The following is a 14,587-nucleotide window of genomic DNA, read 5'->3' as shown; positions in this document are numbered from 1 at the left end:
GGGCCGTTCTCGAACGCATCGTCAGTAGGGGGTTGATCACCCTCAGTTCTCGGCCGGGCATTCAGTGATTTTGGCCTCTTCTTCCGGCCAGACGATGCGTTCATCGGCATCGATCACGACCGGATACTTGCCGCAGCGCCATGCACTGTGAAACAGCAGCTTGCCCGCCGCATCGATAGCGCCGTAGTTGCCGTGCTTGACGATGATGGCGCGTTGTTCGGAAAAACTGTCGGCACGCTCATAGTCGGCAGGGATCACGAGTGCGCCGGTCTTATCGACGAAGCCGTAGCGTGCTGTGCGGTCATCTTGACTGAACGGTTTGGCGACAGCGAGTCCACCGACCATGGGCTCAATCGTTTCGTAGGGCAGCAATGCGCTGCGCTTGCCGCTGCTGTCGATCAGTTGCACACCGGGATTGTCGTAGCTGCCAGCTGTAACCGTGACGGTGCCTTCGGAGAACGGTTTATCGATACGTCCCGGCAGCGTCACGCGCGGTTTCCAGTCGAAGCCGTAGTAGACGGTTTGGTCTTCACCCTTGTCGTTGCTTTCGACGCGGTAGAGCCAGTAGTCCGGGTTGTCATCGAGCGGGGAAAGCGGCATGTCGGCACTCGACACGCGCCCCGCGGTATCGATCAACACGTCTTCATCGGCAATGATCTCGCGGGAGATCGGCGAGCGGCTCAGGTCGTGGAACTTGAAAAAGCCCGGCTGTACCAGCCATTCGCCGTCTGTGCCCATCAACCCGACCTGTTCGTCCGTGGTCAGTTCGAACCACCCGTTGTCGGTATAACGGATGTTCTTGTAGATCGGCGGCAGCAGGATCTTGCCGTCGACCGACATCAGGCCGGTCCGGTACGCGCCCTGCGCGGTGATCAGCAACAGTCCGGTTTCGCGTTGCACCGATATCTTGTCATACCGGGGTGCGGACAGGACTTCGCCGGTCGGCGACAGCAAGCCGTAGAGGCTGTGGTTCCAGCCATCATTATTCTTTTCGTTCTGGCTGATCTTCCAACCGAGAAAGCTATTGTTCCACTTGAGTGCTTCCGGGGTACGGTCGTAGGTGGCGGGCACGACCCAGCTACCGAGTGTGTCGACCAATCCCCATTTATTGCCGTCTTCCGCCGGCTTGAGTCCAGCGTGTGTCTTGGAATAACCGAAGTAGCCGGGTTGCTCGATGGATTGGTACTGCTCGCCGGTGGCGAGGTTGAGTTCGATGCGCTCGCGCTCGCCGTTCTCACGGTCTTTGACAATGGCGGCCCGGTTGGCGGTGACCACGCCGGCGAAACGGAAACCTTCCGGGATCTCCCGTGTGTTGCCCTTGGCGCCGACCAGCAATTCCTTCTCACCGTTGCGCGCGCGTGCCACGCCCTTGACGAAGGGTTGAAGGCGCGTGAACGTCGGGGCAAGCAGCCAGTTGCCGGATGCATCGATGCTGCCGTAGCCGCCGGCCGTCTTCATTACCATCGGCCCATACACTTCGGGCAGTGTGCTGCCATATTCCAGGAGCAGCGGGTCGTAGCGCCATTCGTCCTTGTGGACGATGCGGTGATCGTAGGTAACGATGGCGACGTCACCATCTGCACCGACCAGCAGGGCCAGTGGCAGCGTCGGTGCCGCTTCGGCATCTGCATGCTGCTCAGGCTTGATCAGCATGGCCCAGTCGTAGGGCGCGGCAGCCTCACTGCTATCGCTGGATATGACGACGCCGGTGGGGTCGAAAAGGGTGAATGCCGTGGCTGTCGGTCGTTTGGCCGACGCCGCCGCCGTGTCCTGAATCAGCAGGTGATCGCCGACCTGGGCAACCTCGGGTATCGAGAAGGGCACCTGTTGAGGCGTGCCTTTGTCGTGGATGGCCCAGGTGGCCTCGCAGCCGATGAAGACTGTCCACGCTCCCAACTCGCGATGTTGCAATCGCGGGCATGGGTTGGGGAAGAGTCGCTGGCCGTCGGTTGCCAGCGCTTCGACGTGATGCGGCGCCTCGCGTCGGCGTGCAATGAAGTGTCCCGATGCGATCCGTTCGATACTCGCATAGTGCGCTGGGGCGGTGAATTCTCCCGTTTTGTCGATAAGGCCGAATCCGGCCTCGTTCTCGGCGATGGCCACGCCGTCGTGGAAAACGCCGAGCGATTTGAAGCGCGGTTTGACGACCCAGTTGCCTTCGAGGTCGGTGGCGCCATAGGCAAGACCACCTTGCTGGGTATCGGCACGCACCAGCAGTCCGTCACCGTAGTTCTGAAAATCGGACACGCCCGGCGGTAGATCGACCGTCTGTCCATCGATGTTGAAATAACTGGAGGAAGGTGGCTTGGTGACGATGAGCACGCCGAAGTCGCGTTTCCACTCGTCGATGTCGTAGTCTGCCGGAAACTTCTTGATGAGCTTGCCGGATCGATCGATCAGGCGGTGTTGATTGTAGCCTTCGTTGACGATTGCGACCCCGTCGACGAAGTCGCTGGCACCGGAAAACGTGGGCCGGATCGCCCAATTGCCATCGGTGTCGATGTATCCCCATTGGCTGTCGGCAGTGCTGGCGGCGGCGAGGCCCTGTTTGAAGTCTCTGGCATACGTGAACGCTGCCGGGATCTTCAGCTCGCCGCGCCGGTCGACATAACCCCAGTGGTCGTCGATCGAGACGGCCGCCAACCCTTCGGAGAAGTCGCGTACCTCGGAGTAGGCCGGTTCGACGGCGACATGGCCTGCGCGGTCGACGAAGCCCCAACTGCCGCGGATCTCAAACGCGGCCATTCCGTCTTGATAGGTATGCAGTTGGCTGATCGCCGAATCCTGCAACTTGCTGTCTTGTGCATGCGGCTGCTGGACGCTGCCGAGCAGCGCCAGCAGTAGCAGTGCCCGCGCCGGGCTACGCAGGCGCTCGATCCGGGTCACGAAACTTTGGTGCACGATGGAGCCTCCTTGCTGATCATTGTGTTGCATCGATTCGACACGCTGGAACGAAGCGCTGCCTGTGGCGGCGGGCGGCCGCGCGAATGACCAGCAACGCATCTTGTGCGCTCGGCGCATTCTCTATGCTGCGCGTATCGTCGCTGGACAGGCGAAATGGCCCGACGTCGGTCAGTTCGACCTGGGCACAATCAGCCGCCGTGGCGAGACACACGCGCAAAGCGACGCTGTCGTTGCCCGGTACAACGAAAAGATTGTTGCCGGATTGGGCCGCCGTGGCGATTCTGTTGTTGACGTCGTTGGTCAATGCCTCGAGGCCCGGTTGCTGTTCGGCGAGGACCGAACCTGCGTCATCGAGCCAGTCGAGGCGCTGAGCGACGGAAACTCCGCTACGACAATCGGCCCAGACATGCAGGTGCACCTGCGTTGCCTGTTCGGTATTCGCCGGGCGCTGGTCGAGCGTGCCGTAGGGGATGTCGTATTGCGTCGGCTTGCGATCGGTGTATTCGACGGTTCCGTCGCCATGCGACTTGATATCGACGATGTTGAGGCCCGATTCGGTGAGCCACTGTCGACCGGCATTGCCGACGGCTTGCGACGCGTCGCCCGTCGGATAGGCGCTCAGTGCGCCGAATGATGCGAGCCATGCGTCGTAGGACGCTTTGACCGCGGCGGCCACTGCGTCAGGCGACGTCGGGGCGTCCTGTTGTGCGAGGTCGATCTGGTAAGCCCATGCGCTGCGTGCCCAAAGGCGCTCGGTATCTTCGCGCAAAGTTGCCAGCAGCGGTTTGTAGGTCAGGCGTGGTTGAGGTGCGCCGGCGAGCTTGGCACGTGCGGTGCGCAGCGCCTCATCGCCAACAGCGGTGCAGGCGAGGAACAGCTCGTTGTTTGCAGGCCATCGCGGGTCGTGCAGTCGTTCGCCATATCTGCTTCGCCATTCGCCAAGCAGCTCGGCCGCATTGTCGCGCTTCGCGACCACGCCGCCATCGGCATCCAGCAGCTCCGCGCCGGTCGTGATCGAAAAACCTGTCTCGCAGTCGATTACGCGCGGGGCGTAGTTGTACCAGCCAAGTGCGGATTCATCGTCGGTCCAGGGTTCTCCCGAGAAGCGAGGATAACGGCTGGCGGATGCGAGCAGACCGTTCGGCAACGGCTGCAGCGCAGCCAGATGAACCGAATGGGCGGAGTCGCTGGCGTACATCGAATAGTACAGCCACTGCGTCATCTTCAAGTCGGCGTGAGCAACGGCTATGCTGCAACACAGGCCCAGGCCTGCGGCATGTTTCAAGGCATGGCGGAGGTATGTCATGGCGATACGATGCTGGCTGGTAGGGGTGTGATGTCGAGGGTTAGCGAACGGTATGTTCAGCGGTGCCGATTCGAACACCGCTGAGCTTGTGCGGCTGGCGCACGCGGATCACGCCGGAATGCAGCACGGTGATCAGCAGATCGCCTTGCGGCGTGATCGACAGGCCCTCCGGGTTTTCCAGGCTGCCGGGCAGCGGGCCTTCTGTGTTGCCGCTTACGCCAAGGGTACCCACGATGATGTCCACGTTGTTGTCGGCGTCGATACGCAGTACGACATTGGCCGACGCGTCGGTGACATAGGCATTGCCGAACGCATCGACCGCCAGGTGTTCAGTCCGCCCCGAAATCGCCGCACTGCGTACGAGATGGTTCTCGACGGGTTTGCCTTTGGCATCCAGGATGGTTTCGGCTTCGTCGGTATCGGCGGGCATCAGGCTGCCGGGGAAGCGGGCGATGCGCAGACCTTGCGCCGGCGTCCACACGTACAGATCGCCGTGCTCGCCGAGCACGTACAGCGAGCCATCCGGTCCGCTGCCGATGTCTTTGAGTTCACTGCGGAAGAAGGTTTGTTTTTCCGGTGGCAATGTCAGGTAGGCGTCTTGGATGCTGTTGGCATCGATGACGGTGCTGATCTCGTGGGTGTCGAGGTCGAGCTTGCGTACGACCTCGCCGACCGGACCACCGCCGATGTAGGGGCTGTTATCCAGAACATAGAGCGTGTTGCGGCCATCGAAAGCCAGGCGATAAGGGCGGAAGAAGCTCGCCCTTTCAAAATCGCCATCACGCCGATCGGGTGTGCCGGCGTTGCCGATCAACGTCGAGACTTCGCCATCCGGTGCGATGCGACGAATGCCGTTTTGATCGGCAACGAACACCTCACCTGCACGGCCGAACTCGATGTCTTGCGGGTAGTGGAAGCGGGCCACATTCGCGCCGCCGTCCACGTAGGTTTCACTTTCCGGCGCACGAATGCTGGCGGTGTCTTGGCCGAATTGGCGCAGGCGGTTCCCGTTCGCGTCGAATTGCACGATGGTGTTGTCGAGGCGTTGCACGACGAAGGTTTCGCCCTGCTTGTTCTGGATCGCCACGTCGCAGCTGCCGTGCAGCACGTGGCTGGCGTCCAAGTCGCGAACCCGATAGCCGGGGGCAAAACCGAGCACGTTGCGTACCTCGCCGTCGGGCAGTATCTGTTGCACGCTCTCTTCCTGGTTGGCGACGAACACGTTGCCGGCGCTGTCGACGGCGATGCTGCCGGGCTGGTTGAGCAGTGCGACGTCGGCCTTGCCTTCGACGCCGGCGTGCGGTTCGTCGGTCGAACGGCCGGCGGCGACCTTGGCTGTACCGTCGGGCGATACCTCGAAGACCAGGCCTTGCGTCTTGTCTGCAACGAGCAGCGTGCCGTCCGCTTTGACGGCCAGCCCGCCGATCGACTGGATGGACGCCCCCTCGCTGCGTGCCAAGGCGAGTTCGGCCGCAGCCCACGCGGGTAACTGTTCGCTCGGAATATCACCGTACATCGAGATGATTTCCTGTTTTTTCTCGGCGGACATCGACGTCACCACCCGGGTTGCGGTGTCTCCATCGATACGTGAGATGCCCCATTCGCCGGCAACGACCATGGTGCCGTCCGGCGCAGAGGCGATGAAGTCGATACCCGGAAAACGCGTGTCGGTCACTGCCGCGCTGTTCCCGCCGATCTGCGGCGCCTGTGAATCGCGCACCGGCCAGGTCGTTACGTAACCATTCGGCGACACGATGCGCACGGCCTCGTTGTAGTGGTCTGCCACCCAGATGCGGCCTTCGCCGTCGAGTGCGACATCCACCGGCCATCTGAAACGGGCCTGGGTACCGCGGCCATCGCTGTCGCCGTCTTCTCCCGGTTTGCCGGCAAGCAGGCTGACGGTGCCGTCAGGCGAGATGCTGCGAATCGCGTCGTTATATCGATCGGCCACATAGATCGTGCCGTTTGCTGACTGTGCCATGCCCATGGGAGATGAAAACAGGGCCCGGTCGGCCGGACCGTCGCGGTAGGCGCCGACTCCTGCTTGTCCGGCGAGCGTGGTCACGCGCAGATCTGGATCGACTTTGCGCAGCGTGTCTGCATATTCGTCGGCAATCAGCAGGCCGCCGTCATTGCTCGGTGCAAGTCGCAAAGGACCGGCGAAGCGCGCCGATTCGCCGACCCCGTCCACGTTGCCGTCTCCCCAGGGTATGCCGACGATCCATTCGAGCGTTCCGACGTCGTCGCCGTCGGATGCCGCAGCACCGCATGTAAGAGTTGTCAGAAAGGAAGCGAAGAGCAGCGCGAGTTTGCGCGAACGAAGATTCATCGAAAGCTTGTCCTTAGCTTGATTGCACACCGGTTCGGGTTGGCGGCACGTGTCGCTTGGCGACAAAATTGGCGAGGGCGCATTCTCGTGATGAGCTGTGGCCGTGTCAAACAGCCCGATACCCCGTCCACGCGAGGTGCGGCAGCCGGCCCCGGCTGGGGTACGACGCTCGATTTGCGCATGTGCCTGCAAATGCGGGGGATGCAATCGAACGGCTTGCGGACGCAGCGCGACCAGGCGAGCGAAAAGCAATGGTTCGTCATTGCAAACTCAATGATGCGAACCTGGTTTGCGGTGATGTCTGTCGCGTGCAACAGGGAACATCGCACGGCGATGTCGCCGGCCGGTGCTCCGCTGATAGATGGGGCGAGAGATGGTGCCCCCGAGAGGATTCGAACCTCTGACTTCACCCTTAGGAGGGGTGCGCTCTATCCAGCTGAGCTACGAGGGCAGAAACAGTCGTCGCTGCGCGAGCGCGATGTGCGCCGGCAACGGCCTGGTGACGTGCGAATGCGAATTCTACCCTGAGTGGGAAGGTTCTGAAACGGCCGCCCCGGAAAACGGGCGGCAATGCGTGGCTACGCCTTGCCGAAGTTGTAGCCGGCAGCCGGGCCGCGTTTGCGGCGCAAGGTGCTGTAGGTATCTTCTTGCGCATTACGTCCGGTCAGAATGCCGAGTGCCATGCGCGTCGAGCGCTGCCCCTGCACGGCGAGTTGGCCGTTGTAGTTGTTCAGCTCTGCAACCTGTGAGGCCAGCTCGACCAACATCGACCAGTCGCGCGACAGGGCCGCGTTGTTGACTGCATCGACGAGTTGCTGCCCCCCTTCGAGGCCTGGACCGAACCCGGCGGTCTGCTGCAATCGGTCGCGGGCATGAATGCCGTGCTCGATCTGCTTGAGCAACTCGAGTTTTTCGCGCACGACCTGGTCGAGCGCACCGGGATCGCGCCCGGTGAGTGCATCCTGCTCACGTCGCAGCACCGGTTCAATCGTCTGCAAACCATGCAGACTGGCTTGAACCGTGGCGGTAAACGCCTTTACGAGCTGCTCGCTATCCATTCAGTCTCCGTTAGGCCGATGCCGACGAGGGCCCCAAGCCTGCTTCAAACGTCAGTACCTTGTCTGCGACACGCGCAGGTTCGACTTCGAACGAACCGGTCGCCAGGGTACGTTGCACTTCCTGCACACGTTGCGTGTCGACAACCGGCAGGTTGGCGATCTGGCTTTCGAGTGCCTGAAGCTGCGACGCCGTGGTCGACAGATTCACTTGGCTGGAAGGGCTGCCGTTGCCACTGTTGGCGCTGGCGGTCTTTCCCGACGCGTTGTATGTACTGTTGGCTGCCTGGGTTTTGGCCGCATCGATCAGTTCCTGCGGCGGACGTCCCCGGTTTCCACTAATTTCAATGCCCATCTCGGTCACACCTATTTCACGAGTTCACGCTCAGGGTATCGTCCGACTTTTGACGGACTTAAAGCAGCCGGCGTAAGTTGTGAAGTTCATTCCGAAACCTGTCTGGATGACGGAACTTCTGTGCACCAGTTGGCAATCGGACGGGCAGTCAATTCATGACGCGAATCGTACCGGCCTGCGTAACCTCGCCGGTGACCACCCGGCCCGATGTCAGGTTTTTCACCCGGATGCGGTCACCGCGCCCCCCGTCGGCCAGGGCCTTGCCTTTCATCGCCACGTGCAGACCGCCGATATCGGCGATGATGTCGACCTGGCTGCCGCGCTTGACCAGCTTCTCGCGTTTCAGCAGCCCCGCATGTAGCGTCGAGCCGGCGCCGATCGAGCGTTTGGTGCGCAGACCGACCACATCTTTGATATCGGTGAAATACGCCTTATGCAGCCGCGAGATGTCGGTTTCGCTGAGCATCAGGTCGTCGGCATCCAGCACCTGGCCGCGTACCAGCGGGCGACGCGTCGTCACGACGTAGTCCATCAACGCGATCTGAACAGGAACGTAAATCTTCCACGGCGTACTGCCGGGGCAGCGCACGCCGACCACGCCGCGGCCACGATTGAGCCCGTTGGGCGAATCGTAGGTCTCCAGCGGCTCGTCGCATGCCGAGAGTTTGAGTCGGCTGTCGAGATCGCCGGCCTTGACTACCGGCGTGGTCGGAAACTCGTCGGCCTGCGCCAGCACGTGGGCCTCGGCCGCCGCACGGATCGCATCGTGCGATTCGTGTTTGCGCTCCGATGTGTGCGCCGCTGTGGCCAGCAAACAGCAGGCCGCAAGTAGCCAGGTGTCGAATTTCCGTCTTTTGGTTCTCATGCCGTGTGGGTGAGCAAAAGCCATGCCGGCAGCCGTTGGGAAGCTACCTAAAGCTTGGGTCTTTCACGCCGCTACGCACAGCATCGAATCATTCCGATCGCGGAGACCCCTATGGCAGGCGTACTTGATGGCGTTGATATGCGCACGAAGTTGGCAGGACACAACCGTCTTGAACTGCTGCTTTTCCGCTTGGGAGGCCGCCAGCGCTTCGGTATCAACGTATTCAAGGTGCAGGAGGTCATTCAGTGCCCTCCGCTGACTGAAATTCCGCAGTCGAATCCGGTGATCCTCGGCATCGCCAACATGCGCGGTCGTACGATCGCCATCATCGACCTATCGCGCGCCATCGGCGCCGCACCGATTGGCGATCATCGCGAAAAATTCGTCATCGTCACCGAGTACAACCGCAAGGTGCAGGGGTTCCTGGTCGATTCCGTCGATCGCATCGTCAACATGAACTGGGAAGAGATCCTGCCGCCGCCCAAGGGCGCCGCGCACGGCACCTACATGACGGCGGTGACCCAGGTCGACAACGAGCTGATCGAGATCATCGACGTCGAGAAGGTGTTGAAAGAGGTCGTCGGCGGCCAGGAAGAGGTGTCGGACGGCATCATCAAGGAACGCGCCGAGGACATGCCCGCGCAGCATGTATTAATGGTCGATGACTCGAGCGTGGCGCGCAAGCAGGTGACCCGTGTGCTCGAACAGATGGGTGTGGAATTCACCACCGCCAACGACGGTCAACAGGCGCTCGAGTTGCTGCTGCAGTGGCTCGACGAAGGCAAAGACGTCGAAAACTGGCTGTCGCTGGTGATCTCCGATGTCGAGATGCCGCGCATGGACGGCTATTCGCTGACCAAGGCGATCCGCGAGCATCCGCAGTTGCGTCACTTGCATGTGATCCTGCATACCTCATTGAGCGGTGTGTTCAACAAGTCGATGGTGCAGAAAGTCGGCGCGAACGATTTCCTGCCCAAGTGGGAACCTGATACCTTGGCGATGATGGTGCAGGAATTCCTGCAGCGACATGCAGACGCCCGCGCCAAAAACGCTTGATCGCGCCGCCGGTGGCAGCAGGTCCGCAGAGGGAGCCGTGACCAATACCTTAAAGCCGACTGAATACGCTGCGATTCACGATTTTCTCGAGAATCAGGCGGGCATCCGCCTTGGTGCCGGCAAGGAATACCTCGTCGTCAGCCGACTCGGCCGCTTGCTGCCGACTTTCGGTCTGAACGGCTACGGTGAACTGGTCAGCAAGCTGACCTCGCTCGGCAACACGCGGGTGCAGACCGCGGTAGTCGACGCCATGACCACCAACGAAACCTTCTGGTTTCGCGATGCGGCGCATTTTCGCGTACTGATCGACGGCATCATCGCCGAGAGCAAACCCAGTCGTTTGCGTATCTGGTCGGCTGCTGCGTCAACCGGCCAGGAGGCTTACACAACGGCGATCTGTCTGCAGGACGGCATGAAGGACGGTCGCGTTTCGCGCACGCTGAACTACGAGATCGTCGGTACCGATATTTCGCCGACCGCACTGCAGGAGGCGCAGGGCGCCAGCTATTGTGGCGTTTCGGCATCGCGTGGACTGACCGACGATCAGCGTCGCCGCTATTTCCGCGACCAGGGCGGTTGTATCGAGGTGTTGCCCGAGTATCGCCAGCGCGTGAGTTTCCGGCCGTTTAACCTGCTCAAGCCGTTCGACATCCTCGGTAAGTTCGATATCGTCTTCTGCCGCAACGTGCTGATCTATTTCTCCCAGGAACGCAAGCGCGACATCGTCTCGCGCATCGCCCGTTCGCTGAACCCCGGCGGTCATCTCTTCCTCGGTTCGACCGAGTCGATGAGTGGTAACGAAGACCTGTTCGAGATGCGCAGCATCTCGGGTGGACTCGTCTACCGCGTCCGTTCCTGACGCGGCATTTTCCCCTGCCGGCAACGGCACAACGCTTGCCGCGCGGTTTGCCGATTGGGCGGCAAGCGGATCGGCAATGGCTTGCCGCACGACCTTCTCCTTATCCCCGGACTTGTTTCTAAGTCCTTGAATTAAATCGGTCTGTGTCGTTTGGCACGCGTTCTGCTGTAAATCGCTCGGAACACCGTTTTACAGGCCGTCTACATGAGTTTCGACAACATCTTTGGCATCCACGAAGAAGCGCTGCGGTTACGCGCACGCCGTTCGGAGGTGCTCGCTTCCAACCTCGCCAACGCCGATACGCCCGGTTACAAGGCGCGCGATTTCGATTTCGCCGCCATGCTGCGCAACGAGGTACAGCAGCCGGTTCGTCTGGCGGCAACCCAGACGGGACACATTAAGGCGGACCAGGGTGTGGTCGCGTCAACCCAGATGGGTTACCGCATTCCGCACCAGTCGTCGCTCGACGGCAACACGGTCGAAGCAGAGCGCGAACAGGCCGAGTTCAGTGAAAACGCGATGCGCTATCAGGCCAGCCTGCGTTTTCTTGATGGCCGCATCAAAGGCCTGATGATGGCAATCAAAGGTACCAGTCAATGAGTAGTTTCAAGATTTTCGATATCGCCGGCTCCGGCATGAATGCTCAGAGCCTGCGTTTGAACGTTGTCGCCAGCAACATGGCCAACGTCGATGCGGTCTCGAGTAGTCTCGAAGAGACCTACCGCGCACGTCAGCCGGTGTTCAAGGCGGTGCTCGACCAAGTCAATACACGCAATCCGTCAGTCGGTGTGCAGATGGCCGGCATCGTTGAGAGCAAGGCGCCGTTGGTACGCGAGTTCGCACCGGAACATGCGCTGGCCGACGAGCAGGGTTACATCTACCGGCCGAACGTCAACGTGATGGAAGAGATGGCGAACATGATCTCTGCATCGCGCGCCTATCAGAACAATGTCGAGGTGCTCAACTCCACCCGGCAGATGTTGACCGCGACCATCAACCTCGGGAGGTAAGCGGACATGAGTACGATCACCGCACAGGAAGACGTCTTCGCCAGTCTGGGACTGACTTCCAACACCACGCAGGCGCGCGGCACCAACGATGCGACCGAACTGGGACTCAACACCTTTCTGAAGCTGATGGTTACCCAGCTCAACAACCAGGACCCGTTCAAACCGATGGAGAACGGCGATTTCCTTGGCCAGATTGCGCAGTTCGGTTCGGTCACCGGCCTGGAGCAGCTCAATCAGAACTTCGAATCGCTGGCCGCATCGATCACCTCCGGCCAGGCACTGCAGGCCGGCTCGTTGGTCGGGCGCGAGGTGCTGGCACCGGTCGATAGCGGTTACCTGTCTACCGGCAGCACCGTCCGTGGCCAGGTCGAACTGGCGCAGAGCAGCCCCGAGGTCACGCTGCGTGTCACCGATTCGGTCGGTCAGCTGGTGCGCGAGATGCCGCTGGGCAGCGCGCCCTCCGGCGCGTTGGAATTCAACTGGGACGGCCTGACCGACGCAGGCACCTATGCCAACCCCGGCATCTATCACTTCAGCGTGCAGGCGATGCAGAACGGTGAACCGGTCAACCTCGAGACCAAACTCTTCGCCAAGGTCGACAGCGTGAACCTCAGTGGCAGCAACGGGCTGACGCTGAACCTCGATGGCCTGGGTCCGATCGCCTTCAACAACGTACAACAGATTTTCTAACGGGAGTCGCCGACATGCCTTTTCGTATTGCACTCAGTGGTCTCAACGCTGCCTCCACTGACCTGGAAGTAACCGGCAACAACATCGCCAACTCGGCGACCAACGGTTTCAAGGAGTCGCGCGCGGAATTCGCCGACGTTTACGCCAGCGCGATCCAGGACACCTCGGCCAACGCCGCGGGGCAGGGCGTGCGCGTCGCACGCGTCGCGCAGCAGTTCAGCCAGGGTACGATCGACTTCACGTCGAACAACCTCGACCTGGCGATCAGCGGTCAGGGCTTTTTCGTGCTCGAGGCGCCTGACGGCTCTCAGGCCTATACGCGTTCCGGCGCCTACAGCGTCGACCGCGACGGCTACGTGATCAACCACGCCAACGATCGTTTGCAGGTATACGGTGCGACCACCGGCGTCGGTGGCGTCACCACCTTCAACACCGGCGTGCTGCAGGACCTGCAGTTGCCGACCACGCCGAGCGCGCCGGCGCCGACCACGTCGGTCAGTGAGGTGGTCAACCTCGATTCGACCCAGGCGGTGCCGACGACCGCGTTCAACCCGGCCGATCCGGCGAGCTACAACAACTCGACCTCGACCACGGTGTACGACTCACTGGGCAACGCGCATACCGCCACCATGTATTTCGCAAAGACCGGAGCGAACGCATGGAGCCAGTACCTGTATGTCGACGGTACCAACGTGCCGCCTTCCGGCCAGGCTTCGGGAACGCCGTTTACCTTGACCTTCAACTCGACCGGTGGTCTGGCGACCGTCAATGGTGGGGCAGCGACCAATGTCACGGCCGATCCCTACAACCCGGGTAACGGTGCAGCCAACATCACGATGGACCTGGAGTTCGCCGGCACCACGCAGTATGGCTCGTCATTCGCGGTCAACAACCTGACGCAGGACGGTTACACGTCGGGACGCCTCGCGGGCGTGGATATCGATACCGAGGGCGTCGTGTTCGCCCGCTATACCAACGGTCAATCGTCGGCACTGGGCAAGGTCGCGCTGGCCAAGTTCAACAACCAGCAGGGCCTGCGCCAGATCGGCGATACCAACTGGGCCGAGAGTTTCTCCTCGGGCACGCCGCAGTTGGGCGAGGCCGGAACCTCGAGCTTCGGCCAGATCCAGTCCGGCGCACTGGAATCGTCGAACGTGGATATCGCCGCGCAGCTCGTCAATCTGATTACGGCACAGCGCAACTTCCAGGCGAATGCCGAGGTGATCTCGACCGCCGACACGATCACCCAGACCGTCATCAACATCCGATAACACCGTGAATCGGCCGGGCAGGCATAGCGGATCGCATTGAGCATCCGCCATGCATCCCCGGCCGGTTGCCTAAGCAAGAGGACAACGACATGGACCGTATGCTGTATGTCGCCATGAGTGGCGCGAAAGAGACGCTGATCGCGCAGGGCAATGCCAGCAACAACATGGCAAACGCCAATACCACCGGTTTCCTCGCCGACCTTAACCAGTTTCGCAGCATGCCGGTGTTCGGTCCGGGTCATCCGACCCGCGTGTATGCCTTGGATGAGCGTCCCGAGACCGACTTCGATCACGGCAGCATGCAATACACCGGCAATGACCTGGATGTCGCGGTCAAAGACGGTGGCTGGCTGGCGGTGCAGGCACCGGACGGCAACGAGGCCTACAGTCGCCGCGGTGACCTGCGGGTCGATGAGAACGGTCTGCTGGTAACCGGCAACAACTTGCCGGTGATGGGCAACGGTGGGCCGATTGCGCTGCCGCCGTACGAGCAGATCGACATCGGTGCCGACGGTACCGTTTCGATCCGTCCGCAAGGCGCCGGCGCCGATCAGTTGGCGGTCATCGATCGCATCAAGCTGGTTGCACCGCAGTTCGACCAAATGAAGAAGGGCGAAGACGGCCTGTTCCGCATGGCCGATGGCGCGGTGGCCGAGGCCGATCCCGCGCAACGTGTTGTTTCTGGGGCGCTTGTCGCCAGCAACGTGAACGTGGTCAACGAGATGGTCGACATGATCGAGCTGTCCCGTCGCTTCGAACTGCAGGTCAAGATGATGAGCACCGCCGACGATAACTCGCGTTCAGCCGCTTCGATCGTGCGTCCGACCTAAAGCTGGCAAGAGAATTGCTGAACACTTGGTAAGTGGATCAACGCGTCAATAGTTTGA

General features: G+C 61.3%; 13 protein-coding genes and 1 tRNA gene. 7 read left to right on the top strand and 7 right to left on the bottom strand.

The window, feature by feature from the left end; all coding sequences use genetic code 11:
- Positions 1 to 42: 42 nt before the first annotated feature.
- The 7 genes from B1781_RS16610 to flgA form a co-directional block, all read right to left on the bottom strand.
- Positions 43 to 2,901 (bottom strand): WG repeat-containing protein, encoded by a 2,859-nt coding sequence (locus B1781_RS16610; RefSeq protein ID WP_164513432.1) that lies wholly within the window; start codon positions 2,899 to 2,901, stop codon positions 43 to 45.
- Between the two features lie 19 nt (positions 2,902 to 2,920).
- The gene (locus tag B1781_RS16605; protein WP_078120728.1) at positions 2,921 to 4,210 is read right to left on the bottom strand and encodes a hypothetical protein; all 1,290 of its coding nucleotides are present in this window, start codon (positions 4,208 to 4,210) and stop codon (positions 2,921 to 2,923) included.
- 40 nt (positions 4,211 to 4,250) lie between these two features.
- A complete protein-coding gene (locus B1781_RS16600; RefSeq protein ID WP_078120727.1) occupies positions 4,251 to 6,539 on the bottom strand; it encodes an NHL repeat-containing protein in 2,289 nt (762 codons plus the stop codon).
- 374 nt (positions 6,540 to 6,913) lie between these two features.
- A tRNA-Arg gene (locus B1781_RS16595) sits at positions 6,914 to 6,990 on the bottom strand.
- Between the two features lie 127 nt (positions 6,991 to 7,117).
- Positions 7,118 to 7,597: a flagella synthesis protein FlgN gene (locus B1781_RS16590; RefSeq protein ID WP_078120726.1), complete on the bottom strand. Its 480-nt coding sequence runs from the start codon at positions 7,595 to 7,597 to the stop codon at positions 7,118 to 7,120.
- A gap of 10 nt (positions 7,598 to 7,607) precedes the next feature.
- Positions 7,608 to 7,949 carry a flagellar biosynthesis anti-sigma factor FlgM gene (flgM, locus tag B1781_RS16585; protein ID WP_125932140.1) on the bottom strand — a complete coding sequence of 114 codons (342 nt, stop codon included), beginning with the start codon at positions 7,947 to 7,949 and terminating at the stop codon, positions 7,608 to 7,610.
- Positions 7,950 to 8,097: 148 nt separating this feature from the next.
- Positions 8,098 to 8,814 (bottom strand): flagellar basal body P-ring formation chaperone FlgA, encoded by a 717-nt coding sequence (gene flgA / locus B1781_RS16580; RefSeq protein WP_164513431.1) that lies wholly within the window; start codon positions 8,812 to 8,814, stop codon positions 8,098 to 8,100.
- A 111-nt stretch (positions 8,815 to 8,925) separates the two neighbouring features.
- On the opposite strand from flgA, the gene B1781_RS16575 reads away from it, so the two are divergent.
- The 7 genes from B1781_RS16575 to B1781_RS16545 all read left to right on the top strand — a co-directional run bounded on the left by B1781_RS16575 (position 8,926) and on the right by B1781_RS16545 (position 14,530).
- Positions 8,926 to 9,870: a chemotaxis protein CheV gene (locus B1781_RS16575; protein WP_078120723.1), complete on the top strand. Its 945-nt coding sequence runs from the start codon at positions 8,926 to 8,928 to the stop codon at positions 9,868 to 9,870.
- A gap of 37 nt (positions 9,871 to 9,907) precedes the next feature.
- On the top strand, positions 9,908 to 10,729 hold the full coding sequence (locus tag B1781_RS16570; RefSeq protein WP_164513430.1) for a CheR family methyltransferase: 822 nt from the start codon (positions 9,908 to 9,910) through the stop codon (positions 10,727 to 10,729).
- A gap of 204 nt (positions 10,730 to 10,933) precedes the next feature.
- Positions 10,934 to 11,329, top strand: a complete 396-nt coding sequence (gene flgB, locus B1781_RS16565) for a flagellar basal body rod protein FlgB (protein ID WP_078120721.1) — start codon at positions 10,934 to 10,936, stop codon at positions 11,327 to 11,329.
- Positions 11,326 to 11,739, top strand: a complete 414-nt coding sequence (gene flgC, locus B1781_RS16560; protein ID WP_078120720.1) for a flagellar basal body rod protein FlgC — start codon at positions 11,326 to 11,328, stop codon at positions 11,737 to 11,739. Before flgB ends, flgC begins: the two co-directional genes overlap by 4 nt.
- 6 nt (positions 11,740 to 11,745) lie before the next feature.
- Positions 11,746 to 12,429 carry a flagellar hook assembly protein FlgD gene (locus tag B1781_RS16555; protein ID WP_078120719.1) on the top strand — a complete coding sequence of 228 codons (684 nt, stop codon included), beginning with the start codon at positions 11,746 to 11,748 and terminating at the stop codon, positions 12,427 to 12,429.
- 14 nt (positions 12,430 to 12,443) lie between these two features.
- Positions 12,444 to 13,700, top strand: coding sequence for a flagellar hook protein FlgE (flgE, locus tag B1781_RS16550; RefSeq protein ID WP_078120718.1), 1,257 nt, complete (start codon positions 12,444 to 12,446; stop codon positions 13,698 to 13,700).
- A gap of 89 nt (positions 13,701 to 13,789) precedes the next feature.
- Positions 13,790 to 14,530, top strand: a complete 741-nt coding sequence (locus tag B1781_RS16545) for a flagellar basal body rod protein FlgF (RefSeq protein ID WP_078120717.1) — start codon at positions 13,790 to 13,792, stop codon at positions 14,528 to 14,530.
- Positions 14,531 to 14,587 lie beyond the last annotated feature (57 nt).

The organism is Thiosocius teredinicola (genome assembly GCF_002009425.1).
GTDB classification, from domain to species: Bacteria; Pseudomonadota; Gammaproteobacteria; order Chromatiales; family Chromatiaceae; genus Thiosocius; species Thiosocius teredinicola.
The sequence above is the reverse complement of the archived record's forward strand: the minus strand, read 5'-3'. Positions and strand labels throughout refer to the sequence as shown.